Source organism: Marinomonas vulgaris (assembly GCF_018145875.1).
Classification (GTDB): Bacteria; Pseudomonadota; Gammaproteobacteria; order Pseudomonadales; family Marinomonadaceae; genus Marinomonas; species Marinomonas vulgaris.
Map to the genome: position 1 here is coordinate 262,445 of NZ_JAGSSV010000001.1, position 26,675 is coordinate 289,119.

Here is a 26,675-nt window from a genome sequence, read left to right on the forward strand (position 1 = left end):
AGTAAATTAAGATGGAAAAGCGAAGCTCTTACCTTCACGAACGCCAGCGGAAGGCCAACGCTGAGTAATGGTTTTGCGCTTAGTGTAAAAACGCACCGCGTCAGGGCCGTAAGCATGTAAATCACCAAACAAAGAGCGTTTCCAGCCACCAAAGCTGTGATACGCCACTGGCACAGGCAGTGGCACGTTGATGCCAACCATGCCCACTTCGATGTGATCTGAGAAGTAACGCGCCGCTTCGCCATCGCGAGTAAAAATGCAGGTGCCGTTGCCGTATTCGTGGTCGTTGATCAGCGTCATGGCTTCTTCCATGGTTTCCACACGAACCACTTGCAACACAGGGCCGAAGATCTCTTGCTGATAGCTGTCCATCTCTTTAGTGACGCCATCGATTAGCGTTGCGCCCACGAAAAAACCATTTTCATAGCCAGCCACCTGTGGATAACGCCCGTCTACGACCACTTGAGCGCCTTGAGACTCGGCGCTGTCGATAAAACCCACCACCTTGTCTTTGTGTTCTTGAGTAATCACGGGGCCAAAGTCGTTGTTTTTATCGGAACATTCGCCGACTTTTAATGGTTTCATGGCATCTGCCATTTTGCTAACCAAGGCATCGCCAGCTGCTTTACCCACGGCAACCGCAACCGATAACGCCATACAACGTTCGCCGGACGAACCGAATGCCGCGCCCAATAGTTGGCTAACCACGTTATCCATGTCGGCATCTGGCATGACGATGGCGTGATTTTTTGCGCCGCCCAATGCTTGGCAACGTTTGCCATTGGCGCTGGCTTTGCTGTAAATGTATTCCGCAATCGGAGTTGAGCCAACAAAGCTCACGGCTTTAACACGCTTATCTTCCAACAAGGTATCCACAGCGACCTTGTCACCGTTCACCACGTTAAACACACCTGCAGGTAAACCCGCTTCATGCAGTAATTCAGCAATAAACAAGGCGGTGCTTGGATCACGTTCCGATGGTTTTAAAACGAAGGTGTTACCGCAGACAATCGCCATAGGGAACATCCAAAGCGGCACCATCGCAGGGAAGTTAAACGGCGTAATACCAGCCACGACACCCAAAGGCTGAAACTCACTCCACGAATCGATGTTAGGACCAACGTTTTTGCTGTATTCGCCCTTTAACAGCTCAGGAGCACCACAGGCGTATTCCACATTTTCAATTCCGCGTTGTAACTCGCCAGCGGCATCGTGGCAGATTTTACCGTGCTCAGCACCGATCAACTCACAGATTTTATCTGAATGTTTTTCCAATAAAGCTTTGTAGTTAAACATGATACGTGCGCGTTTTAGGGGCGGTGTATTGCGCCACTCTGGGTAAGCCGCTTGCGCTACTGCAATGGCTTCTTCAACCGTTTCTTTGGAAGCGATCGCCACTTTTTTTGCCACAAGGCCGGTTGCTGGATTGAATACGTCCTGAGTGCGCATGGCTTCTTGTGAAGTCTGTCCACCAATGAGGTGCCCGATAATGTCCATAAATGCTCCTTCTAACCTGTCTAAAAGTCTGTGTGAATAACGATGATTGACACTACTATGCCAAGGGGAATAGATTATGAAAAGCCGAATCTATTAACGCTTAGTTAATCCATTAGTTAACTATCTTTTCTATGAAATACGACCAGTAAGGGCCTATGATGAAAAAGTTTCAAAGCCAAGTCAGCGATGCGGATCTGCGCATTTTACGCATTTTCAGAACTGTCGTGGAATGCGGCGGTTTTTCCGCCGCCGAAGTCGAACTGAACATCAGTCGAGCCGCCATCAGCATCGCTATTTCCGACTTGGAAACGCGCCTTGGTTTTCGTTTGTGTCAACGGGGCCGCTCGGGGTTTTCCCTCACCAATGAAGGCAGTCAGGTGTACGACTATACTTTGCAACTGCTGTCGTCTATCGAAGATTTTCGTACTAATATCAATGCTTTGCATCAACACTTGAAGGGTGAACTGAACATCGGCATCACAGATAATCTGGTGACGCTGCCACACACCCGTATCACCAAAACCTTAGCTGGGTTAAAAGACAAGGGCCCGCAGGTCACCATTAACATTCGGATGATACCACCCACCGATGTGGAGCGTGGCGTGCTCGATGGCCAATTGCATGTGGGCATAGTGCCGGATTTAAAAATCCTCAGCGGCTTGGATTACCATCATTTGTATGAAGAAGAATCCAAACTTTATTGCAGCAATACCCACCCATTATTTGACCACGATGACAGCGCTTTGACTCTGTCGTCGTTAAAAGACTTTGATGCCGTACTACCCGCTTACGCGCAAACACCCGAGGTGAAAGCTCAGCACCAACCCCTAACCGCCACAGCCACGGCGACCGACCGAGAAGGCATCGCCTTTTTGATTCTGACCGGACGTTATATTGGTTTTTTGCCAGACCACGTGGCTTCGCGATGGATACGAGACGGCCGCATGCGGGCCATTTTGCCCGCCGACTGTCACTACATTACGCAGTTTTCTGCCATCACCCGCAAAGGCGCGCGAGCCAACCTTATTCTGGAAACATTCCTTAAAGAACTCGAAAAAACGTAAGATATGACAGATTAATTATATCTTTCATATATATTTAAAAGTTCATATCTATAATCAGGAGATATAAAATAGATTCATCTAACTATATCCTATTTATTTACGGAGAAATGAATGACCCCCCCTAAGCGCACCAGCACACTCATCGGTTTGACGCTCACCGCGTCTTTATTTATCGCCGGCTGTTCTCCGAGCGAAGAAGAAACCGTGGTGGAGAAAGAAATCATCCGCCCCGTCAAACTAATCACCATAGAAGCCACGGATGCGGTGAATATTCGACGCTTCCCTGCCGAATTAAAAGCCAGTGAAGAAGCGGACATTGCGTTTCGTGTTGGTGGCCAGCTTATGGAACTGAAAGTTGTTGCGGGACAACGGGTGAAAAAAGGCGATTTACTGGCGGTGTTAGACCCGACCGATTTCAAATTGCAGGTCGAATTGGCTCAAGCGAACCAAAGCCTGGCTGACGCGCAATTCAAACGTATTCAAAATCTATTGCGTCAAAACGTCACCACACAAGCCCAATACGACTCTACCAAAGCCACGTTAGACCAAGCCAACAACGCCTTGCAAACAGCCAAAAATCAGCTTAAATACACCAAGGTGTACGCGCCGTTTAGTGGTGTCATCTCGTCAGTATCGACGGAAAACTTCCAGTATGTCAGCGCTGCGGCTACTCTTATGCACATGCAAAACATCGACGATTTAGACATTGAATTCCAAGTGCCTGAGAGCTTGATTGTCAGTATAAGATCAACCAATTCCGATTATCGACCTAATGTGGTGGTTGATGTCGCACCAAGTGAACCTCTAACGGGTGTGTACAAAGAACACAACACCACGCCAGACGAAACCACAAAAGCCTACGATGTCACCTTAGAGCTGATTCGCCAAACGTCCTCTCAACTGACGTTATTACCCGGCATGACAGCCAATGTCGACATCGATTTAAGCCGTTTACTAGGGCAGAAAAAACACGTGACCGTGCCCGTTGAAGCGGTACTGCGTCGTGAAGACACCACCACCGGTCAATCCAACAGCACCGTTTGGGTTTACAACCAAGACACTCAGCAAGTCAGTGCCCGCGTGGTAAAATTAGGCGTTTTGCAAAATAATCAGATTGAAATACTGTCTGGCCTTAATATTGGTGACCAAGTTGTGGCGGCAGGCGTCAGTAGCTTAACGGACAGCATGCATGTTCGTCCTTGGACTCGCGAGCGTGGCCTATAATCATGGATATCGCTGCTTATTTCATCAACCGTAAAGTTACCAGCTGGATGATTACTCTGATCTTGTTGATCGGCGGTACCATCGCATTTACTAACCTTGGCCAACTAGAAGATCCTGAATACACCATCAAGGATACCTTGATCATCACCTATTATCCTGGTGCATCGCCGGAACAAGTAGAAGAAGAAGTCACCTATCCAATTGAACGTGAACTGCAAAATTTACCTTATGTGGATAAAATTACTTCTTCCTCAAAAGCGGGATATTCAAAGGTTCAGTTAACGGTCAAAGACATCTACCGCGCCGACCAACTGAAACAAATTTGGGACGAAGTGCGGAAAAAGATCAGAGACATCACCGGCACCTTCCCAAGTGGTGTGGGTACGCCCATCGTACTAGACGATTTTGGTGACGTGTACGGTGTTATGCTCGCTATTAACGGCGAAGGCTACCCGTACAAAGATCTAGAAAACTACGTGGACTATGTGAAACGCGAGCTTGTCTTAGTAGATGGCGTAGCCAAAGTGTCCGTTGCTGGCGAACAAGACGAACAGGTGACGATTGAGATTTCGCGCTCCAAGTTAACCAACATGGGCATCGCACCGAGTCAGTTACAGTCTTTATTGGCTAACCAAAACAGCGTATCCAACGCAGGTCGCGTTAAAGTCGGCAGTGAATACATTCGCATCAGTCCAACAGGGGAATTCCAAGACATCTCCGAACTGGAAAACCTCATCGTTGGTACGCCAAGTAATGGCAAGCTTATTCGTCTGCGCGATATTGCCACAGTAAAACGTGAGTACGTCGAGCCGAAAACCCACATTGTTAACTTTAATGGCGCCAAATCTTTACTACTTGGGATCTCTTTTTCCTCCGGTGTCAACGTAGTGAAAATTGGTGAAGCGCTGGAAAATCGTATCGAAGAGCTACAATACCAACAACCTGTTGGCTTGAGTATGGAGCCGATTTATTTCCAGTCTAAAGAAGTGGATCGTTCTGTGTCTAACTTCTTGCTGAACCTAGCCGAAGCCGTCGGCATCGTTATTTTAGTGCTTTTGGTATTTATGGGGATTCGCTCAGGCATCCTGATCGGCATCATTTTGCTGCTGACCATTTTGGGCACCTTCATCGTGATGGATTATTTCCACATTAACCTACAGCGAATCTCGCTGGGGGGCTTAATCATCGCCCTTGGTATGCTGGTGGATAACGCTATCGTGGTGACCGAAGGGGTACTCATTGGCTTGCAGCGCGGGTTAACGAAAGTTCAAGCCGCCAGCGCCGTGGTCAAACAAACCAAATGGCCATTACTGGGCGCGACCGTAATCGCTGTTACAGCCTTTGCGCCAATTGGCTTGTCACCGGACTCCGTTGGGGAATTCGTTGGCTCTTTGTTCTATGTTTTGTTGATATCGCTCTTGTTGAGCTGGTTAACCGCCATCACCTTAACGCCGTTCTTTTGTGATTTGTTTTTCAAAGATCGTATTGCCAACGGCCAAGATGGCAGCACAGAAACAGACGCGGTAGATCCTTACAAAGGCTTTATCTTTACCGGTTACAAATGGTTGCTCGACAAAGCCATTCACTACCGCTGGTTAACGATTGTGTTATTAATTGGCAGTTTGTTCAGTGCCGGTTGGGCATTCCAGTTTGTCAAACAGTCTTTCTTCCCGCCTTCAACGACCGCAATGTTCTACATGGACATTCAAATGCCAGAAGGCACCCACATTGAAGATACTTATGAAACCGTTGAAAAGATCGAAGCAGATCTATTAAAAGACCAACGCATTGAAGATGTGACCTCTACCACAGGTCAGGGCGCGCTTCGTTTCATGTTGACTTACAACGCAGAGCAAACCAACTCCAGCTACGCGCAGTTTATTGTACGTACCAGTTCAACCGATCTTATTCCGGATTTGTTGAGAGACCTGTACTACAAAATGCAAGAAGAATACCCAGAGTTAGATGTGAAACTGCAACGCTTGCAATTAGGCCCCGCCACAGGTGCGAAGTTAGAAACACGCGTCAGCGGCCCAGACCCTAAAATGCTGCGTCAGTTTAGCGCTCAAATCAAGGAGATCTACCGTGCTGATGGCGGTCTTGAAAACATCAAAGACGATTGGCGTCAGCCGGTTAAAGTACTGCGACCTCTGTTTAACGACGCCCAAGCACGACGCCTAGGCATCAGCAAAACCGAGCTCGACGACGTACTCTTGACCAACTTCACCGGCTTGCAAATTGGCTTGTACCGCGAAGGCACCGATCTATTGCCGATCGTTCGTACCGCACCAGAAAACGAGCGCGTATCGATTGATCAAATTCGTGACTTGCAAATTTACAGTCCAGCAACCGGCTCTTACGTGACCTTATCGACCTTGGTGTCCGGCTTTGAAACCGTGTGGGAAGATCCGATCATTGAGCGTCGTGATCGCAAGCGCACCATCACAGTGATGGCAGATCCGAATATTCTTGGCGATGAAACCGCCATGACGATTTTTGGACGCACCCGTGGCGCGATCGAAGCGATTGAGTTACCGCCTGGTTACACCATGGAATGGGGTGGTGAATACGAAAGCAGCACAGATGCGCAAGCCAACATTTTCAAGGCCTTGCCAATGGGCTACTTGTTCATGTTCATTATTACCATCTTGCTGTTTAACTCGGTTCGCGTGCCATTGACGATCTGGTTCTGTGTGCCTTTGGCCTTGATCGGTGTGTCGACGGGCTTATTAGTGATGAACACCGCGTTTAGCTTTATGGCGCTCCTGGGCTTCTTAAGTCTATCGGGCATGATAGTGAAAAACGGCATCGTACTGGCCGATCAAATAAACTATGAGCTTGAGCAGGGTACAGAAACCTACGAAGCCATTTTTAATTCGGCGGTCAGTCGTGTTCGCCCGGTTTGCATGGCGGCCATTACCACGATTTTGGGCATGGTTCCCTTGCTGTACGATGCGTTCTTTGAAGGCATGGCGGTGGTGATTTCCTTCGGATTAGGGTTTGCCACTATTTTAACCTTGATCGCTGTGCCTGTGTTTTATGCCATCTTGTTCCGCGTAAAATACCGTCGCTACCACGACTTTACTAACTAACTGGCTAAGCGTTATCCGCTCCACCATTACCCCGCGTTTTATCGAAACAAGATAAAACGCGGGGTGTTCGTTCGCTAATACATGAGAACACTATGCATCTGGACGACATTTTAAAACTGGACATCAAGTTACTTGTCGCTTTCGTGACCATCATGGAAGAAGGCAGCGTGTCGCGCGCAGCAGAAAGACTGAGAGTAACGCAACCGGCTCTCAGTAAAAGCTTGCAACGACTCAGGGATATTTTCAAAGACTCCCTGTTCACGCGCCAAGCTTACGGTTTAAGCCCAACAGCACGGGCGTCGGAACTGCACGATATGATTCAGCCGATACTCAGCTCATTATCAGATCTAATGAGCCCAAACACATTGGATTTAAAAAACCTGAGTCGACGCTTTAAATTACGGGTCGACGAAGGAGATTTAGAGAATTTCATTGAGCCTCTGTTAGCTTCACTACAATATCAGGCACCAGGAATCAAGCTATCCATTACCTCTTGGGGCGATTCACAGCTTGATGAAATGGTGTCCGGCAATGTTGATCTTGGCATCATGCGTATCGACGAAACCCCAAGCAACATTCGCAGCAAGTTAATTGGCTACATGGAAGCCTGCATCGTGCTTAGCGAGGCGCATCCTTTGTTCCACCAAGACGAAGTAACCGTTTCGGAACTACTGTCCAACAAGGTGGTTACTCACCATCTACGCAGTAACCGCAATACCTCGTTTATCAAAACGGAGCAGAAGCTCAAGCAGCGCGGCTACAATATAGAGCCCGACATGGAAACAGACAGCTTGATGGTGGCCATGCAAGCGGTAAAACGTGGCATGGCTTTGGTGACATCGCGCTCCATCGGCGATTTATTTTTGCAAATGACCTGTGAAAAGATGCACTTTTATCCGGTTAAAATCCTGCCCATTCCAAAAGAAGTGGTCGAGCTTGACGAATACAATTGCCGTCACCCTATTCACATTTTTTGGCATGAACGCTTTAATAACGATCTTGCTCACCGCTGGTTAAGAGAGCAAATTCTGTACTTCATGAGAGAATCACCCTGGATGCATCCTCCTGCCTAATATCACCTGATCTGCGTTTTATCCTGCGTCACGTTCGGCTCTAAGCCAATCAAAGCGTGGGATGCTTTCGCCATTGATCATCACAGACTCTTCAAACATACTCAGCGGTCTTGCCCACCAGCCAAACTTCCCATACAAGGCTTGATAGATCACCAACTTTTCTTCGGTCTCGCTATGAGTGGCTACACGTTCTACCCAATACAAGGCCCCTTTATAATGCTGATACACACCTTGCTTCATACTAAACCTCTCAATACTTTTTAAAATTCGACCAAATTAGCCAATATTCACAATAATCTGTCGCCAATACGAAAGTCCGGCGCTTACCCGCCCTGACAAACTCAGTAATAATAGCCCTATTGTCGTTATTCACTTTTATGTTGGTTACAACAGAGAATCTTTATGTACCTAGTTCGCCCTGTCGATTTTGCCGATTTACCTGCTCTGGAGCGCCTGGCGCAGCAAGCAGGCATTGGCATTACAAACTTTCCGGCTAACCGAGAACGTTTAAACGACAAAATTGCCTCTTCACGTCGCTCATTCCAAGCCGACGTAGTACAACCAGGCGATGAATCCTACTTGTTTGTTCTGGTTGATACCAGCAACAACGACATTGTCGGCTGCTGCGGCATAGACGCTATGGTCGGCGTTGATACGCCTTTCTACAGTTACCGTATAGATGAAGTGGTGCACGCATCGCCACAGTTGCAAATTCACAACCGTATTCCGGCGCTGTTTTTATGCCACGATTACAGCGGCACCAGTCGTCTCATTGCTTTAGTAGTTGATAAAGCCCACCAGAACCCCATCGCTATGTCTTTACTATCCAGAGCACGTCTGTTGTTTATCGCCCGCTATCCTGAGCGTTTTACCAAACGCCTGTTTGCGGAGTTACGTGGCGACAGCGACAAGCAGGGCTACTCGGCATTCTGGAATGCCTTGGGCAAGCATTTTTTCTCTATGGATTTTAAAAAGGCGGACTACCTTTCTGGTGTCAGCAACAAAAACTTCATCGCTGAACTCATGCCACGCTACCCGATTTACGTGCCGACCCTGCCAGAAGAAGCCCAAGATACCATCGGTGTGATTCATGACGACTCAGGCCCCAGCGCCGATATTTTATTAAACGAAGGCTTTGAATTTCGCGGTTACGTAGACATTTTTGACGCAGGCCCGAGCATTGAAGCCAAGACAGACATATTGAACACCATAGTCCGCCAAACCTCAGGTAAAGCACTGAGCTTGACAGACAAACCCAAAGGGCCCATTCACCTAATCGCCACTGGGCATCTAGAACAATTTCGCGTCACCGCCGCCCCCGCTGAACCACAAGTCGCTGGGCTCGCATTAGAAAAAATCACCCAAGATAACTTGGGGATCTCATCAGGCAGCCGTATCCAATGGATTGCCTTATAAACTCACGAGAGGAACACAATCATGATGGTCATCCGTCCCATTTGTCACAATGACCTGAAGTCGCTTTATCGACTGGCTGAAAAAACCGGCATTGGTTTTACCTCTCTGGTCAACGACGAAGCCGTTTTGCAGAAGAAAATTGCTGGCGCAGTACGCTCATTTGCCAAAGAACAGGTTACTACGCCACACAACGAAGATTATTTAATGGTGCTTGAAGACACCACCACGGGAGATATTGTCGGCACCTGCGGCATTTTGGCGACCGTTGGCCTAGACGAGCCATTTTACAGCTATCACCTTGGCACCATTACTCATGCTTCACGAGAGCTAGGTGTTCACAATGCTGTGCCGACGCTGATTTTAAACAACGATTTCACCGGTTCGAGTGAAATTTGCACTCTGTTTTTAGAAGAAGATTATCGTCATTCTAAAAATGGCCAATTGCTCTCCAAAGCGCGTTTTATGTTTATGGCGCAATTTCCTGAGCGCTTTACCGAAAAAGTCTTCGCTGAAATGCGCGGTGTCAGTGATGAAAACGGCGTGTCACCCTTTTGGGAAAGCTTAGGGCGTCACTTTTTCTCGATTGACTTTAAAGAAGCCGACGAGCTTACGTCTCAAGGCAGCAAGCAATTTATCGCCGAATTGATGCCGAACAACCCTGTTTACGTCAACTTGCTGCCCCAAGAAGCCCGCGATGTGCTGGGCAAAGTACACGAAAAAACCGCACCGGCTCGTCGCCTATTGGAGCAAGAAGGCTTTCGTTATGAAAACTACGTGGATATTTTTGATGGCGGCCCAAGTTTAGAAGCCAGAGTACAAGACATTCGTGCGGTGCGTGACAGCCGACTGTGCCTCGTCAATATTCGCCCTACGGACGACAAGCCCAACGAGGGCAATTATTACCTTGTCTCTAATGCCAAGGTCGCCGATTTCCGTTGCATCTTGATTCAACGTACCAGCCCGCTTGGCAGCGCTCTGACGCTGACCCAAGAAGAAGCCGATTGCCTTTGTGTCACCCACAAAGAGCCGGTGCGCATTGTCGAATTGTCTTCGTATTCACGACATTGAACGCACTGAACACACTTTAACAAGGAGCCATTATGACGTCTCTACAACAAGCACATTACATCAATGGACACTGGATCGCCGGCGCAGGCTCGTCGTTTCAGTCGATCGATCCGGCCGACGCCAGCCTCGTTTGGGAAGCCGTCAGTGCCAGTGGCGAGCAAGTAGATCACGCCATTCAAGCGGCCCGAGCGGCTTTTTCTGCGTGGGCAAATCGCCCACTGGAAGAACGCGTAAACATCATTGAAGCGTTCGCCGCCTTAGTAAAAGAGCACAGCGAACAGATCGCCACGCTAATCAGCCGCGAAACAGGCAAGCCCATTTGGGAAACCCGCACCGAAGCCGCCGCCATGGTTGGTAAAGTGACAATTTCGCAACAGGCTTACCATGAGCGCACTGGTGAAAAAACCACGCCCATGCCCGGCGCCACAGCACGTTTGCGTCATCGTCCCCATGGGGTTGTTGCGGTATTTGGGCCCTATAATTTCCCAGGGCATTTGCCTAACGGCCACATAGTACCCGCGCTGATCGCGGGTAACACCATCGTATTCAAACCGAGCGAACAAGCGCCCGCCACCTCAGATTTGATCATTCAATTGTGGCAACAAGCTGGCTTGCCAGCGGGTGTACTTAACCTAGTGCAAGGCGAACGAGAAACCGGCGTGGCGCTGGCTAATCACCCAGGTATTGACGGGCTTTTCTTTACCGGCAGCCCGCAAGTTGGACATATTTTACACAACGACTTTGCCGGGCATCCGGGGAAAATTCTCGCGCTGGAAATGGGCGGTAATAATCCGCTCTTGGTATCGGAGCAAGTTGCTGACCAACGCGCAGCCGTGCACGAAATTATCCAGTCCGCGTTTATTTCTGCGGGCCAACGTTGTACCTGCGCCCGACGCTTATTGTTACCCAAAGGCGCCGTCGGCGACGGGATTTTGCAATCGCTCATCACCGCGACCAAGAACCTACTGATCGATCGATTCGACGCCGAGAAGCAACCCTTTATGGGGCCAATTGTTTCGGCACAGGCCGCTGATGGCTTGCTGCAAGCTTACCAAAAGCTCCTCGACTTAGGAGCTACACCGCTGGTCGAAATGACACGAGGCGAGGCTCATACTGGCTTCGTCACGCCAGGCATTATCGATGCCACGGACATGCTCGATACTCTGCCCGATCAAGAATACTTCGGCCCCTTGCTCACTGTGATTCGTTACGATTCGTTAGACCAAGCCATGACCATTGCCAATAACACGCGCTTTGGTTTATCCGCAGGTATTTTGTCCGACGACGCAGCGGAGTATCAGTGGTTTTTGCAACACAGTCGCGCTGGGATTATCAACTGGAATCGCCAAACCACCGGTGCGTCCAGTAACGCACCTTTTGGCGGCACCGGCGCCAGCGGCAACCACAGAGCAAGCGCTTATTACGCGGCGGATTACTGCGCCTACCCTGTTGCCAGTATTGAGGCCGACAGCCTAACCATGCCGGAAACATTAGGCCACGGCTTAACCTTATAAACCCGCTAACGACAAAAAGAGAGACAACAATGAGCACAGCGACAGAAGCCAATTTTGATGGTTTAGTGGGACCCACCCACAATTACAGCGGCCTATCCTTTGGTAATGTCGCGTCTTTGAACAACTCTGCCCGCGCGTCTAACCCCAAAGCAGCTGCCAAGCAGGGCTTAACCAAGATGAAGGCCCTCACCGACATGGGCTTTGTGCAAGGCGTGCTTGCGCCACACGAGCGCCCTCATATCCCAACATTACGACGCTTGGGCTTTAGTGGCAGCGACGCACATATTTTGCAACAAGCCGCAAAGCAAGCACCCAAGTTACTGGCCGCCGTCAGTTCGGCGTCTTGCATGTGGACCGCCAACGCGGCCACTGTTTCCCCCAGTGGCGACACCAGCGACAAACGAGTGCACTTTACGCCTGCCAACTTGGTGAACAAGTTTCACCGCTCGATAGAGCACGAGACGACTGGCGCGATTTTGCGTGCTACCTTCAACAACGAGCGACATTTCGCCCATCACCTTGCTCTGCCAAGCGTTGACCAATTTGGTGACGAAGGTGCGGCCAATCACACGCGGTTTTGTGACGGTTATGGTGAACAAGGGGTGGAATTTTTCGTCTATGGAATGGAAGCTTTCAACAATAATGCGCCGCGTCCGACTAAGTTCCCGGCACGTCACACTTTAGAAGCCTCGCAAGCGGTGGCGCGTCGTCATGGCTTATCGCCGGATCAAGTGGTGTACGCGCAACAAAATCCCGCCGTCATCGACGCGGGGGTATTTCATAACGACGTAATCGCCGTCGGCAATCGTAATGCGCATTTTTATCATCAAGAGGCGTTTTTAGACACGGCAAAAATGCGTGATGACTTGCTCGCTGCATGGGGCGATCGTGACTCGACATTGCATTTTATTGGAGTGCCCAGCGCAGACGTCTCGGTGCAAGACAGCATTCAGTCTTACTTGTTCAACAGCCAATTGTTGAGCCGTGGCGACAACGACATGATCTTGGTGGTGCCAGGAGAATGTGAAAACAACCCAGCCGTGTGGGCGTATTTGAATAGTTTAATAGCGGGTAATTCACCGATTAACGAAGTAAAAGTCTTCGACCTAAAACAAAGCATGAGCAACGGCGGCGGCCCCGCTTGCCTTCGTCTTCGCGTCGCCTTAACCGAGGCTGAACGCCAGGCCATTAACCCGTCCACCTTGATGAATGATGCCCTATTCGAGCGCTTAAACCACTGGGTCGACAAACATTACCGCGACGAACTGCACGAAAAAGACCTCGCCGACCCCATGTTACTCATCGAAAGCCGCAACGCGTTAGACGAACTGACTCGCATACTCAACCTTGGCAACGTCTACGAATTTCAGCGGTAAATTGAGTGTGAAACTTAACTGTGCTCAAAAATAACTAAACAGCTAAAAGGTCACACCCTCTTAGCTGTTTAGCTGTTTAGCTGTTTAGCTGTTTAGCTGTTTAGCTGTTTAATAATGCTGTGGTCACTGTTCGAACGTAATCGTGGATTAGGTGGTATTTCTTCTGTTTAAGCACCACCTGAATAAGACTCCAATCAAGATTTAGGTAATCGTGAATAATGGCATTTCGCATTCCAACCGCCCCGCGCATATCGACTATGTCCGGTTTCGTAATGGCCAGCCGCTCATACACTCTTTCAATGCTTGCTCTGGCTTCTGCAGGAACCGGTTTGTTTTGTGCTTTGAGATAATGCTTAGAACAACCAATGGCGGTTTCTACGATCACTTGCAAGCTACGCTCTGATGCAGAGCGTTCGTTAAAGGTCAGTGGCCTTTTAAGCGCTAAATCACTCAACTCATCTAGTCCACAAAGGTGCTGCTCTATTTGCTCTATTAATGCAAATACATAAGGCTCATAGGGGCTGTCTGTGTCTTTTGTGCTCATAACGGAATGCTTCCCATAAAGCCCACACTCGGCTTTGTTCTGAATGTAACCTTAATGATTCTCGACAATAAATAACGTTACCATCATTAATGACAGAATAAGCCAGCGCCGTGGGGACTTGATTAATATCGACAACTGAAATCTTTTGAGACGTTTTCTGACTCCAATGATAGGCCAGCTCATCATTTGGATAATCATGTTTTTTCAACGCTGTGAAATCATAAGCCACGGCAAGATCGTAATCACTGTCTTCCTCAGCATTGCCTTTTGCTCGAGATCCATACAACCAGACCACTTTAATCTCTGGTTGTTCTTTTGCCAGTTTCTCAAGCAGGGCCAATGTCAGTGACTGACTCAAAAGTGTTCGCCGTTTTCGTAGTAGTCTTTGCCTTGTAGGTCGTGGAATAAGACAGTGATGTCTTGCCCACTTTCCACAAGGGGACGCACCAGATCTTCTATCACAAGAGCGACTTTGCGCTTGATTTCATCGCCTCGATCAAACCACAACACGTCAAAGAAGGGGTACGCAGGGGAAGCTCCGCCCACCGCGAGGTAGGTGGTGGCTTGAAACTCTAGAGTAAAATGCGAATTGGGGGTGTCGGTAAGTTCTGCAAGGTTTTCGATCAAGATGTCGGCGATCGATTCTAATTCGTCGAAGGCTAACCCACGCACACGTAAATGAGGCATAAAAATCCTTAGCTATCAGCAAAAATAACGTGAAAAAACGCACTGACGGCGCGCTTAGTAGTCGTCTACATAATCAAATGAATGACTTTCAATGACTTGATCGTCCAGCAAGATGTCTACACTCCATTTACCATCAAAGCCTGGCATAAGGCGTTTGCTTGACCAGACACGCCAGCGGTCGCCACCAATATCAAAAGCGATTTCCGCTTGCTCTTCACCGTCTAATGTCCATCGATGAACCACTTGCCCACCAGACATATCGCGTAAATCAGTAAAGAAGTACACCCGTTGGATTTCGCCGTATTCAACCTTGATAACAGAGCCAACATTATCGATTGGCTCTCGGTCAATAACATCGGTGGTAAATTGAGCTCGGGCCACCGTGCCTTGAGCAAAGGCAGGTAATATCGTCGTCGACAACAAAATACTGGCAAAAACGAGTCGAGTTAGCATTTTCAACATAATAGATTCCTACTGTCATACAGACTTTGTGGCCGCATCCTACCACGATCTGTTAAAAATTTATCCGTTGACGATCGTCGCCATCGCACGGTTAAAGAAAGATCTAATCATAAATTTAGCTGACAAAGGCGCAAAAGGAACGAAAAAAATCGTATGATTTTGAAATACCTTGCGTACCTTTTGTATGGAACAAGATGACTTATGTTAACTCGCTCGACTCATAGGCCAAGTTTACTTTTCTTGGCGATTAGCAAGCGGCGTCGAAAAAGTGTATTCCATGTCCCAAGGGAAACGAATCCAGGTATCTTGGCTCACTTCGGTAATAAAAGTATCGACCAATGGCTTGCCCGCTGGTTTGGCATAAATCGTCGCGAAGTGGGCTTTTGGCAACATTTCACGGACTTTCGCCGCAGTACGACCTGTATCGACTAAGTCATCCACCAAAATAAAGCCTTCACCATCGCCTTCCACGCCTTTTAAGACGTTTAAATCGCCTTGCTTCATGGCGCCTTGTCCTGCTTCACCATCTTTATAGCTAACAATACAAATGGTGTCGATTAGACGAATGTCCATTTCACGGCACAAGATGGCCGCTGGCACCAAGCCACCACGGGTAATGGCGATAATGCCTTTCCAAGGGCCTTGTTCTAGCAAACGCCAAGATAAAGCACGGGCATTACGGTGCAACTCTTCCCAAGATACAGGGAAATCTTTTGAATACGGGGTCATACAAGCTCCTAGGCTTTGGCGATTTACAATAAAGTGGGGATTTACAATAAAGGAGGAGATTTTAGCGGCATAGGTAGGCCGGCCGCAACTAAAGTTACCCGATCGGTCAATGTCGCCAAGGCTTGATTCATCGCGCCGGCTTCATCGCCAAAGCGCCGCGCCAGAGCATTCATCGGCATAATGCCCAAACCCACTTCGCTGGACACCAACACCAAATCGCCTTTGAACTCGGCCACAACGCGCAGCAAATCTTGCTTTTCTTGCTCTAAACGCGCTTCGTCCTCCAAGCAGAGTAAGTTGGTTAACCACAAGGTAAAGCATTCCACGATCACCGCTTGCTCTGGTGAATTGAGTGAATCCAATACCTTGGCAAGCGCTAAGGGTTCTTCGATTAATTTCCATTCAGAAGGACGACGCGTTTGATGCAGGCTAACGCGTTCAGCCATGTCTTCATCCCAAATTTGCGATGTGGCCACATAACACACAGGCTTATCACAAGCAGCAATTTGCGCTTCGGCGTAGGCACTTTTACCACTGCGTACGCCGCCTAATACTAGATGTTTCATGCTAAATCTCGCCCTCCTACGCCCTTTAATAAGTCAATTAGAGCGCTGTTCAAGGCGTCCATTTCATTGAGCGCTGGCATAGCCACGCGAATCCAGCCTTCTCCTAAACGTACGTGCACGCCTACTTTATGTAACCAATCGAACACCTGTTTGCCATATTCTGAATCGACAAACCAGGTGACAAACAAGAGGTTTATCGCGCTGTCTTGGGAATCAAAAATGGTATTGAATTTAGGCATGATGCGCTCCACAAAAGCCGCTTGGCGCACCTTAAGATTATCTAAAGCGTGAGTTTGCCACGCCGTATCCGCCAGTGCCAAGGTCACCAGATGCAAACTTGGCGTTGCCACCGGCCACGGCCCCAGCAAATTATTCAGCGCGTTTTGCCAACGAGGATGACAAAACACAAAACCCACTCGCGCACCAGCCAAGCCAAAGAATTTACCCACAGAGCGCAGCACAAACAAAGACTCGCTCACATCGGACGAAGGCAAAGTCATCAAGACACTGCGTTCAGGACAAGGGTCAATAAACGCCTCATCGACGACTAAATGCGCACCTTGTTGCTCGGCGTAAGTAATCAATTGCGTCAACATATCCGACGTCGCCCACTCTCCGGTGGGGTTATTCGGCTGAATCACCACGGCTACCGCCCAAGACTGGTTTAATAACTCGCTCAGCTCGTCGTAATAGATCAGATCGTAGCCCCATTTTTGCCAAGCAAACGCGTGTTCTTGGTAACCGATACGTGGCACAAAAGCCCTTAACGGAGTAACGAATTCCGTGGTCGCTAAGCTGTGCTTTAACAGCACGGGCAAACATTCAATGATGTGCTGAGAACCCGCACCAATCGCACTAGGCCGACGGGAAAAATAACGCTCGGCCTGATCAAGCAAGGTGTTTTGATCCGGTAGATCCATCCACAAACGGGCATCGAAAGCAGGCACCGGCCAAGGTTCACGATTGCACGCTGAAGACAAATCCAACCAGTTGAGTGCCTCATCACCGGCTTCGCGCTGCCAACGCGCTAAATCACCACCGTGCTTCGGTGGTGTGCTTTCTAATAAAGACGATTTTAAAACAACAGCCATAGCACTGCCCCCCACAAATACACGCTTTTATCCACCAGCAAAATCGCCTCTTTTAGATGTTTTGGTTTGGGCGCATCGCCGTCGGCGTCACCCAAAATCGGTCTGGTTTCCATTTTACCAAAGTACGGCGCTTCGCCGCCTAACTTTATGCCTAGTGCCCCTGCTCCCGCCGCCATCACAGGGCCAGCATTGGGGCTTTTCCAACGGGCAGATGGCTGTTTTGCGCTACGAATGGCACTCTTCCAGCGCCCACACGCCGCGTAGGTGTATACCACTAATCGCGCCGGCACATAGTTTAATACGTCGTCTATACGGGCGGCGCACCAGCCAAAATGCAGCAACTCGGTCGTTTTATAGCCCCACATAGCGTCCAAGGTATTCGCCAAACGGTACAAGAGCACCCCAGGCGCACCGAGCAACATAAACCAAAAAATCGGCGCAAAAATCGCGTCGCTGCCGTTTTCCAGCACAGATTCAATACCTGCCTTGGCCACCGCGCTGTCGTCTAGATTTTGTGTGTCACGGCTCACAATGTAACTCACCGCCACACGAGCCTCGTTGAGTTTATCGTCGGTCAACGGCGTTGCCGACAAGGGTTGATAAATCGCCAACGCGTGTTCGCGCAGACTTTGCCAACCAATGGCAAAGTACAACACCAACACAGACACCACATTATCAAGCCAACCGGGCAAACACCAAAACACCGCCAGTAACATCGCGACCCAAGGTAATACCGCTAGTAGCCAAGCCAGCACACCAACGAGACGTTGACGAATCAGGCTTGCGTCGGTGGGTATTTGCAATTGCTGTCGGCACAGGTCGACCCAGCGACCAAACCAAATAAGCGGATGCCAGCTTTTTGGCTCGCCCAACAAACGATCCAACACTAAGGCCGCCACCAGCATAAGCCCTGTGTGGGAAAGATCGCCAAAGAAACCGTTAAAAATACTGTCTAAAATAGAAAGGGTCATGAATATAGGTCGTTTTTTCACGTCATAGGGGAAGAAGGTAAGGTAAAATTCTATCACCTAATTGATTTGAAGCGTGATACCCCTGAATGACAGCCTTTAGTTTAATGGTGCAAGGCACCACCTCAGACGCCGGAAAAAGCACTCTCGTCACGGCCTTGTGTCGATTATTGGTACGACGAGGTATCTCGGTAGCGCCTTTTAAACCGCAAAATATGGCACTGAACAGCGCCGTAACGCCAGACGGCAACGAAATCGGCCGCGCCCAAGCCGTACAAGCCTACGCCGCTGGCCTTGAGCCCCATGTTGACATGAACCCCATTTTACTCAAACCTAATACCGACACCGGCGCACAAGTCATTATTCAGGGTAAAGCGATTGGCAACATGAACGCCGTTGGCTACCACGAATACAAAAGCGTCGCCAAAGCCGCCGCACTAGAATCCTATTACCGACTCGCCGAGCAATACGACGCGGTGATGATTGAAGGCGCCGGCAGCCCGGCGGAAATCAATCTGCGCGCGCGCGATATCGCCAATATGGGCTTTGCCGAAAGCGTCGATTGTCCGGTGATCATCATCGCCGATATCGACAAAGGCGGCGTGTTTGCCCACCTCGTCGGCACGTTAGACCTGCTCAGCCAAAGCGAACAAGATAGGGTGATTGGCTTTGTAATCAACCGCTTTCGTGGCGATATTAGCTTGCTACAATCTGGGTTGGATTGGCTCGAAGCGCGCACTGGCAAACCCGTGTTGGGCGTGTTGCCCTATTTGATGGGGTTTCATTTGGAATCAGAAGACGCGGTCACCAAAAGCCCACTGAAAACCGACAACAACGCCTTGCTGCAGGTGGTTATTCCGATTCTACCCCGCACCAGCAACCACACCGATTGGGACGCCCTGCGCTTGCATCCTAACGTGCAAGTCACCCTCGTGGGTGCTAACGAGGCGATTCCATCAGCGGATTTGATCATTCTGCCCGGCAGCAAAAGCGTGCAAAGTGATTTGGCGTTTTTACGACAACAAGGTTGGGAAGCGCATCTAAATAAACACCTAAGATACGGCGGAAAAGTCATGGGGATTTGCGGTGGTTTTCAGATGCTTGGCGATACCTTAAGCGACCCGCTCGGCTTGGAAAATCAACACGCCAACACCCAATGTGCAGGCTTTGGTTTGATTCCCATGGACACCGTATTGGAGAAAGACAAACAGCTGAAACAACGTCATGGCACGCTGGCGTTTGAACATGACACAGCAAAAGTTACCGGCTACGAAATACACTCAGGGGTCTCGCGTTTTTCCAGTACGGTTACGCACTTCAGCGTTTTAGAAAATGGCGAAAAAGAAGGCTATATGTCGCCCGACCAACAAATCATCGGCACTTACCTGCACGGCGTCTTCGATCATCCAGACGCCCTTGCGGCTCTACTACGCTGGGCAGGTGCTGAGCAAGCCGACACCTTCGACTACGACCAACTTCGCGACAGCGAAATCAACCGCCTCGCCGACAGTGCTGAACAACACATGAACATCGACGCACTGATCAAACAGTGCCGAGATTTTCACCATTAAACGTCGGATAACGCCTCGTACGTTGGCTCATACGGCCTACGATTTGGTTGACTCTGTTGTCATGGTTGCTATCGAAAAGTCTATACGTTGCACTTCTCCTTTTGTTGCTACAACAATATATTGACCCAATGCTTTTTTACGACGTACAACACGACTAACCGCTCTTTTTAAATGACGAACACGATCAAAATTAGGTTGGTAATTATCTTGATTCTGCATAATGTATTAACTCCATAAAATAGGTATAAAGCTCTTTTTCGTTGATGATCAATTGGCCTTGTTTTCGCTCAAATATCGACATCGGCTCTTGGTTTTCATTGTACAGGCACTCTGCATAATTAACTTGCTTAGAATAATATCTGTAGAAATTTACTAAGCTTTTGGGGAATCTTCGCTCTATGTCTTCACTTGGTATATTGTGTCCACCATGTTCAACGCGCTCTATAACTCGTTGTTTTGATACTTCTGGAGAGCTTACTAACAAATAAAATACCGATACCAACCAACCTGACTCTCGCCATTCTTCTATATGCTTTAAATAACGTAAACCAGACAGTGTTGTCTCAAAAGCAAAGCTTGTATTGCCCGAAGACAAGCCACGAAGCCTTTGTAAAAAAATACGTGCTGCTTTGACATTGGCTTTTTGTGGATCTTCTGGCGATATTTCTCTCGCAATCTCATCAGCATTTAGGTAATGCTTAATAATTCCCTCGTCTATTAAACCTAATGCAAAGGTTGTCTTACCAGCACCATTCGGGCCAGCAATAATGAAAATTTCTTTTACCTTACTCATCGACATTGATTCCTATCTTTCACGAACACGCTCAACATCAAACAATATCAAATTGAATATCACTTTTATTGAAATTTTGAAAGGGGATTACCCGCACTATTAAACGTCGGATAAAGTCACGACCGATCCTTTGGTTTTGGTTAAGCCACTTCCCGTGGCGAGGCAATGCGCTTGCCTTCAAAGCGACGTAGTACGATCTGGAAGCGAACGATGAGTATGGCCGCCAGTACGGTCAAGCCTGCGCCTAAGCCAATGTAAAAACCACGTAACGACAAGGTTTCCGCCCAAGGGCTGTAGTGTGACAACCAAAAACCAAAGGGCATGCTAAAACCAAATAAAGACACGGCAAAGGCGATCATGGTCGAGCGGGTTTCACGAAAGCCACGCAGCGCACCGGTAAACACGGTTTGTAGCATGTCGGGGAATTGGTAACAGGACGAGATTAACAAAATGCTCGCCGCCAACGCTACGACTTCGGCGTTGTTGCTGTAGATATATGGAATCTCGTTATGAAAGGTTTGCGTGATGACAAAGCAAGCTGTCACATAGCCTAATCCCAGCCAAACGATCACGCGAATACGTTTTCGCACCCCGCTCACGCCTTCGTTCGACATAGCTTTGGCCACCACAATCGCGGTGACAGCGCTCATTGCCATCATCGGGGTAAACAAGAAAGAGGTGTACGACATGACGATTTGTCCGCCGCCCAATGCCAAATCCCCAAACGACGATATCAACCAAGTCATCGATGAAAACAAGCCCACTTCAAAGGCAAAAGCAAAACCGGCTGGCGCGCCCACGCCCAACAAAATGCCGAATTTGCGGGTATAACGCCATACAAGGCGGGTAAATAAAGGTTTTTTGTTAATAAAGCGATCGTAAACGAAAAACATCGACACAGCCAAATACAAGGACAAGGCCGACGCCAAAGCCGCACCTTCAACACCCATTTCAGGAAAACCAAACTTGCCGAAAATCAGCACATAGTTAAACAAAATGTTCAGTACCAAACCGGTACTGGCAACGAATAGGGGAAAACCAGGACGACCCGCAGCTTCAAATAAATTTTTGTAGGCGGTCATTAACGCCAGCATCGGCAGGGCGGGCGCAAAGATATACAAATAAGACACAGCGACACGTCGGGTTTCTTCTTCCGTTGCCATCATAGAAGCAAAAATCGGCAGAATAAACACCGCCACCAGACTAGCAACCAACCCTAACACCACCGACAAGCCCACCGCTTGGGACATGTACAGGTTCACCAGCTTTGGCTGTCGACCATGCAAATGGCGAGTAACCAGCGGCGTAAGCCCGAACGTCACCCCAATCATAAAGCATCCCACGGGCAGCCATAAACTAGATGCCAATCCCACCGCTGCCAAATGCAAGGCACTGTAATGCCCTAACATAATAGTATCGACCACACTGATCGACAGCTCTAACGTCATGGTTAACACCATGGGGAACAACAAATGCAGCACTTCTTTTAGAACAGGAAAACGCTTAACCACACATCACCGCCGACTATCCGTAGCTATTAATAACGACTCATGCAAAGACGCACAAAACAGCCGAGCAATTTACCACCGATCAGACAACAATGCACTTAGCTTGTCTCTTGGTCTAAAAAGCTCAATCTTTCCTTAAACATACAATGACTTTATTACTGAATGTGTCTAACTGCAGGTAATGGTAATAGAAGAGTGGAGATCTGAATATACGTCGTATTAAAAGTGTCGCTGTGGGTCTTGGCGGCTATGTAGTACACGGATAATTTCTACCGTATTTGATGTGACTCTGTAAAATATAGAATGGCTTTTAATAGGTAGGCTTCTGGTGTCTGATAGAAGATCAGAGCGGTCCACGCCTATTAGAGGACACTCGGTAAGTCTCCAGAACTGTTCTTTTATATTCTCAAGATAGCGCTCGGTCTGGGGTTGTCCCAATTGCCGCAGCCCGTACTGATAGATATCTTTTAGGTCAGTTTTAGCGGCAGAGGCTATAACGAGCTGATGAACTGGCATGCGGCTTAAGCCTTTATGTCGTCGAACAGTGTGTCTAAAGCAGATTTTGATTCAATAGTAATGCCTTCACAGCGATCTAGCTGATCAGTACCAATTTTTAGCTGTTCGCGTAAACGGGCCAATTTCATTTCGTGTATCCACTCTTCATGTGTGTCCATAAAGCGCAGGGCGTCACGGATCACTTCGCTGGCATTATTGTATAGGCCACTTTCCACTTTGGCTTTAACACGAGACTCTAGTTCGCTAGTCAATGACACGTGCATAGTTAACTCCAAGGATAAATATTCATACAGATTATGCTAGATTCAAATACAAACATTGTCAATGTATGTATTAATTGGCGATATAGGCGACTATTGAATTGATGAGTAGGAGACACCAAAGCGATGTGAAGCAAGACTTATGCTTGCCTTGTATTTCATGGCAAATACCTTGAAAATGCCGTTTTGTTATTTTCATCCCGATAATATTTACTCTTCATCGACTTTTTCAAGGAAGATCTCCTGATATGACCATTCTGATCACGCTCGGCCCTTTGTTAATTGCGCTGCTATTTGGCTATTGGGTCAATATCAAAGTATTCACTCCACAGCGGGTGGCAAAAGGCTTGGAGCAGTTGGTGTACCTCATTTTGGGTCTGATAGGCTTTAGCTTGGGCGCGCTAGACAATTTGGCAGCAAAATTACTGGTTGCAGGCTATCAAGCCATTGTTTTTTTCACTCTGGTCAGCGTGTTTAGTTTGGCTGGTTTGTACCTCAGTGGCTTGCGATTTGGCGGCACTCACGCTGAGCACTTGGCTCAAGGGCCGTCAGACAGCAAATCACACGCGCTGATGGACGCCGTAAAAACCCTCGCTTGGGTCGTCGGTGGCGTTCTCCTAGGGCTGTTCGCCAAAGATTGGCTCACCGGTGTAGATGAACTGGTAACCGGTCTTCTATATGTGTTGTTGTTTCTTGTCGGTTGTCAGTTACGCCAAGGCAATCACCGCCTGCGTAAACTCTTTTTGAATGTGCAAGGCGTGATTATCGCCGTGGTCACCATAGGCACCACACTCTTTGCTGGCTGGGTCGGTAGCCTGGTGTTGGGTCTTAGTTGGAATCAAGGACTGGCTGTGGTATCCGGTTTTGGCTGGTACAGCTTATCGGGGATTTTGATCACTGGTTTGGGCGATCCAGTGCTTGGCACTACGGCTTTTTTGTTGGATCTAGGACGAGAAATTCTCGCCTTAAGCCTAATCCCCTTTTTGGCTCGTCTTAACAGCCATATGTCAGTAGGCTATTCTGGTGCAACCGCGATGGACTTCACCCTGCCCATGCTCGGTAAATTTCATGGCGCGCAAATCATCCCCGTGTGCATCGCCAGCGGCTTCATTATGAGCATTTTAGTGCCGATATTGATTCCCTTATTAATGGGAATCAAATAAGGCAACCGTCAGCAAATCGTCAAGGCGCTCAATTAAACACCGACTCTTTCGCAAACACCGTCATGCTTGTGTAAAAGCGATTGTCGGGCAAAAGCGCTACCGCCTATTCTTGATTCACGCATTGTGCTTTGTGGAATCGATCTATTTTTTGGAACGTTTCTAGTGCTAATTATTTTAGTGCTAAACAAAGTGTGCAGGTGAAGGGGTCGCTTTGGTAACGCACTAACATTAAATTGGTATAAACAACCTAAAGTATGTTAGAAAACGTATGTTACAAAGAACCAACGGGATCTGATTTTGCAAAGCACAAGGCGTATACCTTTGTTCATGCTCTGTTTTTGCCCCATCAAACGTTGAATTACTGACTTAGTAAGGCCGTTTGCGAATCAAACTCCGTCTTAATGCTTTACATCACAGATGTGATACACCAACAAATAATGGAACGCTTTTTTATGAAAAAAACTCTTATCGCGGCGCTGGTCATGTCCTCTGTTTCTTTTGCGCACGCTGACAACAGTGACATTACGTTAGATTCAAAAGAACAACGCCTAGGTTACAGTATCGGCACCATGTTCGGCTCACGCATGACAGAAGACTTCTCTGAATTAGACATGGACACCTTCATGGCAGGCTTTCAAGACGCCTTTGCCGGTAAAGAAGGTCAGATGACCATGGAAGAAGTGACACAAACAATCCAAGCTTATCAACAAGAGCAAATGCAATTAGCCCAAGCAGAGCAAGAAAAAGCATCAGCGGCCGCCAAAGAAGCCGCAACGGCTTGGTTAGCTGAAAAAGAAGCTGAAGATGGCGTGATGAAAACCAATACAGGCTTATTGTACAAGGTCATCACCAAGGGCGAAGGCGAAAACCCAACACCACTGGACACAGTAGAAGTGGATTACGAAGGCAGCCTGATTGACGGCACCGTATTCGACAGCTCCTACCAGCGCGGCGAGTCCATCAGTTTTCCGTTAAATGGCGTGATTCCAGGCTGGACAGAAGGCTTGCAACTTATGCCAGTAGGCTCTAAATACGAGCTATATATCCCAGCTGATTTAGCTTACGGCCCTGGCGGCACAGGCCCAATTCCACCAAATTCCGCACTAAAATTTGTTGTCGAACTGCACAACATTATTAGAGAGGAAGAGAAGTAATCTAAAATTAAAAACAAAAATGGCTGTCGTTGAAAAATGACAGCCATTTTTTTGGTTCAATAATCAATTCATAATAAATCAGACGCTAGACTCTTTTTCTAACTCTTCACGCTCCGCCCAACGCAACGCCGCCCAGAAAAATACGATCGGAAAAGCGTACATCATCACGCCTATGTTGTGCATAAACATACTCTGCGTCAGAGCAAAGTCCATGTAACACATAGGAATTAAGGCGCCAGCAATAGCATAAGAACGAACTCGCCAATTGTCTTTGTAGTTGTGAAGCTTACGCAAGAACAGTTTCATCGGTACCAAATACACCATCAACAATAAAAGCAAGCCGACTAAACCACGCGTAGATAACGCATGGAAATATTCATTGTGTGCGTGATCGTAGGGAACCGCATTAATGTTAATACGACCTTGATCGGCCAGTTCTCTTTTAATAGGCTGCACCTGACTGGCTCCTACACCAAATATAGGAGACTCTTGAAACATATGAATTGAGGCTTTCCACATATCAAAACGAGTACCTACCGAAGTGCCTGTTTTTGTACCATCTAAATATTGATCAATGTTGCTTACCGCTTCACCCACACGTTTTTGAATACCGGTTTGAGGAACCGCAACAGCGATCACAACCAATAAAGAAGCAGAAAGGAAAAGCTTAAACAGGTGTTTTTTTCCAAGCAAGTCTCGACATTGCCAAAACATAAACAAACCAATGAAAGGCACAGCCACCCATCCGCCACGAGAACCAGAAAGCACAGACGCCCCCATTCCAGATAAGCCAGCAAAAAGAGCAATAGCTACCCAAACAGAACGCTTTTCTGAGAAAAAGAAGGCCGCCGCAACAAAACTTAACCACCCTAGCATCATGGCTGTGTCACCAAACATAATAGGATGTTCGCCACCGCTGGCACGCTCTACCCCTAATACAATTCGTTCATACAGAGCTAACAGGAAGGCTAAAATAGCGCCAATAACAACTCCGTACCAAAGCCAATCTTTAGGGCCTTTACTGCGAAGTAACAAGAAAAGAACCGGAATGGCCAACAAAAACCGCGACGGCTTATCGAACCCTCGAGCTTCAAGCAGATCGGCTATGGAAGCCAAGATTAAACTGATACCAAAAACAAGAAAGGACCAAATAAGCGCCTTGTCTGCTTTATCGGTTGAGTAGATAACGGGCTTTAAAGACACCACACCTAAGGAACATAAAAATATAAGCAAGGTGGTTACGTTGAAGGCCTTAGGAATACCTATTGCACCAGCGAATGTCATGGCGGCCAGCAACCATACCAAGATTGAAAATTTTGCTTTTAACTGCACTCTGTAC

Annotated in this window: 27 protein-coding genes; 11 read left to right on the plus strand and 16 right to left on the minus strand. The window is 48.1% G+C overall.

Annotated elements, in window-relative coordinates; translation table 11 throughout:
- Positions 1–6 precede the first annotated feature (6 nt).
- A complete protein-coding gene (locus J9B83_RS01245; protein WP_211534890.1) occupies positions 7–1,497 on the minus strand; it encodes a CoA-acylating methylmalonate-semialdehyde dehydrogenase in 1,491 nt (496 codons plus the stop codon).
- A 158-nt stretch (positions 1,498–1,655) separates the two neighbouring features.
- Between J9B83_RS01245 and J9B83_RS01250 the strand changes: the two genes are divergently transcribed.
- The 4 genes from J9B83_RS01250 (at position 1,656) to J9B83_RS01265 (ending at position 7,950) form a co-directional block, all read left to right on the plus strand.
- Positions 1,656–2,561 (plus strand): LysR family transcriptional regulator, encoded by a 906-nt coding sequence (locus tag J9B83_RS01250; protein WP_211534891.1) that lies wholly within the window; start codon positions 1,656–1,658, stop codon positions 2,559–2,561.
- 111 nt (positions 2,562–2,672) lie between these two features.
- Entirely contained in the window at positions 2,673–3,785 is a 1,113-nt protein-coding gene (locus J9B83_RS01255; RefSeq protein ID WP_211534893.1) for an efflux RND transporter periplasmic adaptor subunit, read from the plus strand.
- A 2-nt stretch (positions 3,786–3,787) separates the two neighbouring features.
- Positions 3,788–6,877 (plus strand): efflux RND transporter permease subunit, encoded by a 3,090-nt coding sequence (locus J9B83_RS01260; protein ID WP_211534896.1) that lies wholly within the window; start codon positions 3,788–3,790, stop codon positions 6,875–6,877.
- A 92-nt stretch (positions 6,878–6,969) separates the two neighbouring features.
- Positions 6,970–7,950, plus strand: coding sequence for a LysR family transcriptional regulator (locus J9B83_RS01265; protein WP_211534897.1), 981 nt, complete (start codon positions 6,970–6,972; stop codon positions 7,948–7,950).
- 18 nt (positions 7,951–7,968) lie between these two features.
- On the opposite strand, the gene J9B83_RS01270 is transcribed toward J9B83_RS01265, so the two are convergent.
- Entirely contained in the window at positions 7,969–8,190 is a 222-nt protein-coding gene (locus J9B83_RS01270) for a DUF1653 domain-containing protein (protein ID WP_211534901.1), read from the minus strand.
- 162 nt (positions 8,191–8,352) lie between these two features.
- Here J9B83_RS01270 and J9B83_RS01275 point away from each other — a divergent pair, with 162 nt between their 5' ends.
- From J9B83_RS01275 to astB, 4 genes are read left to right on the plus strand one after another with little or no spacing between them, the layout of a single operon-like run.
- Entirely contained in the window at positions 8,353–9,366 is a 1,014-nt protein-coding gene (locus J9B83_RS01275) for an arginine N-succinyltransferase (RefSeq protein ID WP_211534902.1), read from the plus strand.
- Between the two features lie 21 nt (positions 9,367–9,387).
- Complete coding sequence (astA, locus tag J9B83_RS01280; RefSeq protein WP_211534903.1) at positions 9,388–10,434, plus strand: arginine N-succinyltransferase; 1,047 nt, start codon at positions 9,388–9,390, stop codon at positions 10,432–10,434.
- 32 nt (positions 10,435–10,466) lie between these two features.
- Positions 10,467–11,948: a succinylglutamate-semialdehyde dehydrogenase gene (gene astD, locus J9B83_RS01285; RefSeq protein WP_211534904.1), complete on the plus strand. Its 1,482-nt coding sequence runs from the start codon at positions 10,467–10,469 to the stop codon at positions 11,946–11,948.
- 29 nt (positions 11,949–11,977) lie between these two features.
- On the plus strand, positions 11,978–13,324 hold the full coding sequence (astB, locus tag J9B83_RS01290; RefSeq protein WP_211534905.1) for an N-succinylarginine dihydrolase: 1,347 nt from the start codon (positions 11,978–11,980) through the stop codon (positions 13,322–13,324).
- Positions 13,325–13,424: 100 nt separating this feature from the next.
- On the opposite strand, the gene hepT is transcribed toward astB, so the two are convergent.
- The 8 genes from hepT to cbiB form a co-directional block, all read right to left on the minus strand.
- Positions 13,425–13,868, minus strand: coding sequence for a type VII toxin-antitoxin system HepT family RNase toxin (hepT, locus tag J9B83_RS01295; RefSeq protein ID WP_211534906.1), 444 nt, complete (start codon positions 13,866–13,868; stop codon positions 13,425–13,427).
- Entirely contained in the window at positions 13,837–14,226 is a 390-nt protein-coding gene (gene mntA / locus J9B83_RS01300) for a type VII toxin-antitoxin system MntA family adenylyltransferase antitoxin (protein ID WP_211534907.1), read from the minus strand. Before mntA ends, hepT begins: the two co-directional genes overlap by 32 nt.
- Complete coding sequence (locus J9B83_RS01305) at positions 14,223–14,555, minus strand: DUF1904 family protein (RefSeq protein ID WP_211534908.1); 333 nt, start codon at positions 14,553–14,555, stop codon at positions 14,223–14,225. The genes mntA and J9B83_RS01305 overlap by 4 nt, the downstream gene beginning before the upstream one ends.
- A 54-nt stretch (positions 14,556–14,609) precedes the next feature.
- A complete protein-coding gene (locus J9B83_RS01310; RefSeq protein ID WP_211534909.1) occupies positions 14,610–15,017 on the minus strand; it encodes a DUF2914 domain-containing protein in 408 nt (135 codons plus the stop codon).
- Between the two features lie 231 nt (positions 15,018–15,248).
- Positions 15,249–15,746: a xanthine phosphoribosyltransferase gene (gene gpt, locus J9B83_RS01315; RefSeq protein ID WP_211534910.1), complete on the minus strand. Its 498-nt coding sequence runs from the start codon at positions 15,744–15,746 to the stop codon at positions 15,249–15,251.
- A 41-nt stretch (positions 15,747–15,787) separates the two neighbouring features.
- Complete coding sequence (cobU, locus tag J9B83_RS01320; protein WP_211534911.1) at positions 15,788–16,312, minus strand: bifunctional adenosylcobinamide kinase/adenosylcobinamide-phosphate guanylyltransferase; 525 nt, start codon at positions 16,310–16,312, stop codon at positions 15,788–15,790.
- Positions 16,309–17,403, minus strand: coding sequence for an aminotransferase class I/II-fold pyridoxal phosphate-dependent enzyme (locus J9B83_RS01325; protein WP_211534912.1), 1,095 nt, complete (start codon positions 17,401–17,403; stop codon positions 16,309–16,311). The genes cobU and J9B83_RS01325 overlap by 4 nt, the downstream gene beginning before the upstream one ends.
- On the minus strand, positions 17,388–18,374 hold the full coding sequence (gene cbiB, locus J9B83_RS01330; protein ID WP_211534913.1) for an adenosylcobinamide-phosphate synthase CbiB: 987 nt from the start codon (positions 18,372–18,374) through the stop codon (positions 17,388–17,390). The genes J9B83_RS01325 and cbiB overlap by 16 nt, the downstream gene beginning before the upstream one ends.
- Positions 18,375–18,460: 86 nt before the next feature.
- Between cbiB and J9B83_RS01335 the strand changes: the two genes are divergently transcribed.
- Entirely contained in the window at positions 18,461–19,942 is a 1,482-nt protein-coding gene (locus tag J9B83_RS01335; protein ID WP_211534914.1) for a cobyric acid synthase, read from the plus strand.
- Positions 19,943–19,978: 36 nt separating this feature from the next.
- Here J9B83_RS01335 and J9B83_RS01340 read toward each other — a convergent pair whose 3' ends face one another.
- From J9B83_RS01340 to J9B83_RS01360, 5 genes are all read right to left on the minus strand, one after another.
- A complete protein-coding gene (locus J9B83_RS01340) occupies positions 19,979–20,161 on the minus strand; it encodes a hypothetical protein (RefSeq protein WP_211534915.1) in 183 nt (60 codons plus the stop codon).
- Positions 20,145–20,735, minus strand: coding sequence for a zeta toxin family protein (locus J9B83_RS01345; RefSeq protein WP_211534916.1), 591 nt, complete (start codon positions 20,733–20,735; stop codon positions 20,145–20,147). The genes J9B83_RS01340 and J9B83_RS01345 overlap by 17 nt, the downstream gene beginning before the upstream one ends.
- A 140-nt stretch (positions 20,736–20,875) precedes the next feature.
- The gene (locus J9B83_RS01350) at positions 20,876–22,246 is read right to left on the minus strand and encodes an MATE family efflux transporter (RefSeq protein WP_328797681.1); all 1,371 of its coding nucleotides are present in this window, start codon (positions 22,244–22,246) and stop codon (positions 20,876–20,878) included.
- A gap of 216 nt (positions 22,247–22,462) precedes the next feature.
- Positions 22,463–22,759 carry a type II toxin-antitoxin system RelE/ParE family toxin gene (locus tag J9B83_RS01355; protein WP_211534917.1) on the minus strand — a complete coding sequence of 99 codons (297 nt, stop codon included), beginning with the start codon at positions 22,757–22,759 and terminating at the stop codon, positions 22,463–22,465.
- A 5-nt stretch (positions 22,760–22,764) separates the two neighbouring features.
- Positions 22,765–23,022, minus strand: coding sequence for a type II toxin-antitoxin system ParD family antitoxin (locus J9B83_RS01360; protein ID WP_211534918.1), 258 nt, complete (start codon positions 23,020–23,022; stop codon positions 22,765–22,767).
- A gap of 245 nt (positions 23,023–23,267) precedes the next feature.
- Here J9B83_RS01360 and J9B83_RS01365 point away from each other — a divergent pair, with 245 nt between their 5' ends.
- Positions 23,268–24,182: a lysine exporter LysO family protein gene (locus J9B83_RS01365; protein WP_211534919.1), complete on the plus strand. Its 915-nt coding sequence runs from the start codon at positions 23,268–23,270 to the stop codon at positions 24,180–24,182.
- A 452-nt stretch (positions 24,183–24,634) separates the two neighbouring features.
- Positions 24,635–25,336: an FKBP-type peptidyl-prolyl cis-trans isomerase gene (locus tag J9B83_RS01370; protein WP_211534920.1), complete on the plus strand. Its 702-nt coding sequence runs from the start codon at positions 24,635–24,637 to the stop codon at positions 25,334–25,336.
- A 78-nt stretch (positions 25,337–25,414) separates the two neighbouring features.
- Here J9B83_RS01370 and J9B83_RS01375 read toward each other — a convergent pair whose 3' ends face one another.
- The gene (locus J9B83_RS01375; RefSeq protein WP_328797682.1) at positions 25,415–26,668 is read right to left on the minus strand and encodes an O-antigen ligase family protein; all 1,254 of its coding nucleotides are present in this window, start codon (positions 26,666–26,668) and stop codon (positions 25,415–25,417) included.
- Positions 26,669–26,675 lie beyond the last annotated feature (7 nt).

Excerpts from the sequence above, each read along its gene's own strand:
- J9B83_RS01245 (WP_211534890.1), bottom strand. The coding sequence starts at position 1,497 with ATGGACATTATCGGGCACCTCATTGGTGGACAGACTTCACAAGAAGCC.
- J9B83_RS01250 (WP_211534891.1), top strand. The coding sequence starts at position 1,656 with ATGAAAAAGTTTCAAAGCCAAGTCAGCGATGCGGATCTGCGCATTTTA.
- J9B83_RS01255 (WP_211534893.1), top strand. The coding sequence starts at position 2,673 with ATGACCCCCCCTAAGCGCACCAGCACACTCATCGGTTTGACGCTCACC.
- J9B83_RS01260 (WP_211534896.1), top strand. The coding sequence starts at position 3,788 with ATGGATATCGCTGCTTATTTCATCAACCGTAAAGTTACCAGCTGGATG.
- J9B83_RS01265 (WP_211534897.1), top strand. The coding sequence starts at position 6,970 with ATGCATCTGGACGACATTTTAAAACTGGACATCAAGTTACTTGTCGCT.
- J9B83_RS01270 (WP_211534901.1), bottom strand. The coding sequence starts at position 8,190 with ATGAAGCAAGGTGTGTATCAGCATTATAAAGGGGCCTTGTATTGGGTA.
- J9B83_RS01275 (WP_211534902.1), top strand. The coding sequence starts at position 8,353 with ATGTACCTAGTTCGCCCTGTCGATTTTGCCGATTTACCTGCTCTGGAG.
- astA (WP_211534903.1), top strand. The coding sequence starts at position 9,388 with ATGATGGTCATCCGTCCCATTTGTCACAATGACCTGAAGTCGCTTTAT.
- astD (WP_211534904.1), top strand. The coding sequence starts at position 10,467 with ATGACGTCTCTACAACAAGCACATTACATCAATGGACACTGGATCGCC.
- astB (WP_211534905.1), top strand. The coding sequence starts at position 11,978 with ATGAGCACAGCGACAGAAGCCAATTTTGATGGTTTAGTGGGACCCACC.
- hepT (WP_211534906.1), bottom strand. The coding sequence starts at position 13,868 with ATGAGCACAAAAGACACAGACAGCCCCTATGAGCCTTATGTATTTGCA.
- J9B83_RS01305 (WP_211534908.1), bottom strand. The coding sequence starts at position 14,555 with ATGCCTCATTTACGTGTGCGTGGGTTAGCCTTCGACGAATTAGAATCG.
- J9B83_RS01310 (WP_211534909.1), bottom strand. The coding sequence starts at position 15,017 with ATGTTGAAAATGCTAACTCGACTCGTTTTTGCCAGTATTTTGTTGTCG.
- gpt (WP_211534910.1), bottom strand. The coding sequence starts at position 15,746 with ATGACCCCGTATTCAAAAGATTTCCCTGTATCTTGGGAAGAGTTGCAC.
- cobU (WP_211534911.1), bottom strand. The coding sequence starts at position 16,312 with ATGAAACATCTAGTATTAGGCGGCGTACGCAGTGGTAAAAGTGCCTAC.
- J9B83_RS01325 (WP_211534912.1), bottom strand. The coding sequence starts at position 17,403 with ATGGCTGTTGTTTTAAAATCGTCTTTATTAGAAAGCACACCACCGAAG.
- cbiB (WP_211534913.1), bottom strand. The coding sequence starts at position 18,374 with ATGACCCTTTCTATTTTAGACAGTATTTTTAACGGTTTCTTTGGCGAT.
- J9B83_RS01335 (WP_211534914.1), top strand. The coding sequence starts at position 18,461 with ATGACAGCCTTTAGTTTAATGGTGCAAGGCACCACCTCAGACGCCGGA.
- J9B83_RS01340 (WP_211534915.1), bottom strand. The coding sequence starts at position 20,161 with ATGCAGAATCAAGATAATTACCAACCTAATTTTGATCGTGTTCGTCAT.
- J9B83_RS01345 (WP_211534916.1), bottom strand. The coding sequence starts at position 20,735 with ATGAGTAAGGTAAAAGAAATTTTCATTATTGCTGGCCCGAATGGTGCT.
- J9B83_RS01355 (WP_211534917.1), bottom strand. The coding sequence starts at position 22,759 with ATGCCAGTTCATCAGCTCGTTATAGCCTCTGCCGCTAAAACTGACCTA.
- J9B83_RS01360 (WP_211534918.1), bottom strand. The coding sequence starts at position 23,022 with ATGCACGTGTCATTGACTAGCGAACTAGAGTCTCGTGTTAAAGCCAAA.
- J9B83_RS01365 (WP_211534919.1), top strand. The coding sequence starts at position 23,268 with ATGACCATTCTGATCACGCTCGGCCCTTTGTTAATTGCGCTGCTATTT.
- J9B83_RS01370 (WP_211534920.1), top strand. The coding sequence starts at position 24,635 with ATGAAAAAAACTCTTATCGCGGCGCTGGTCATGTCCTCTGTTTCTTTT.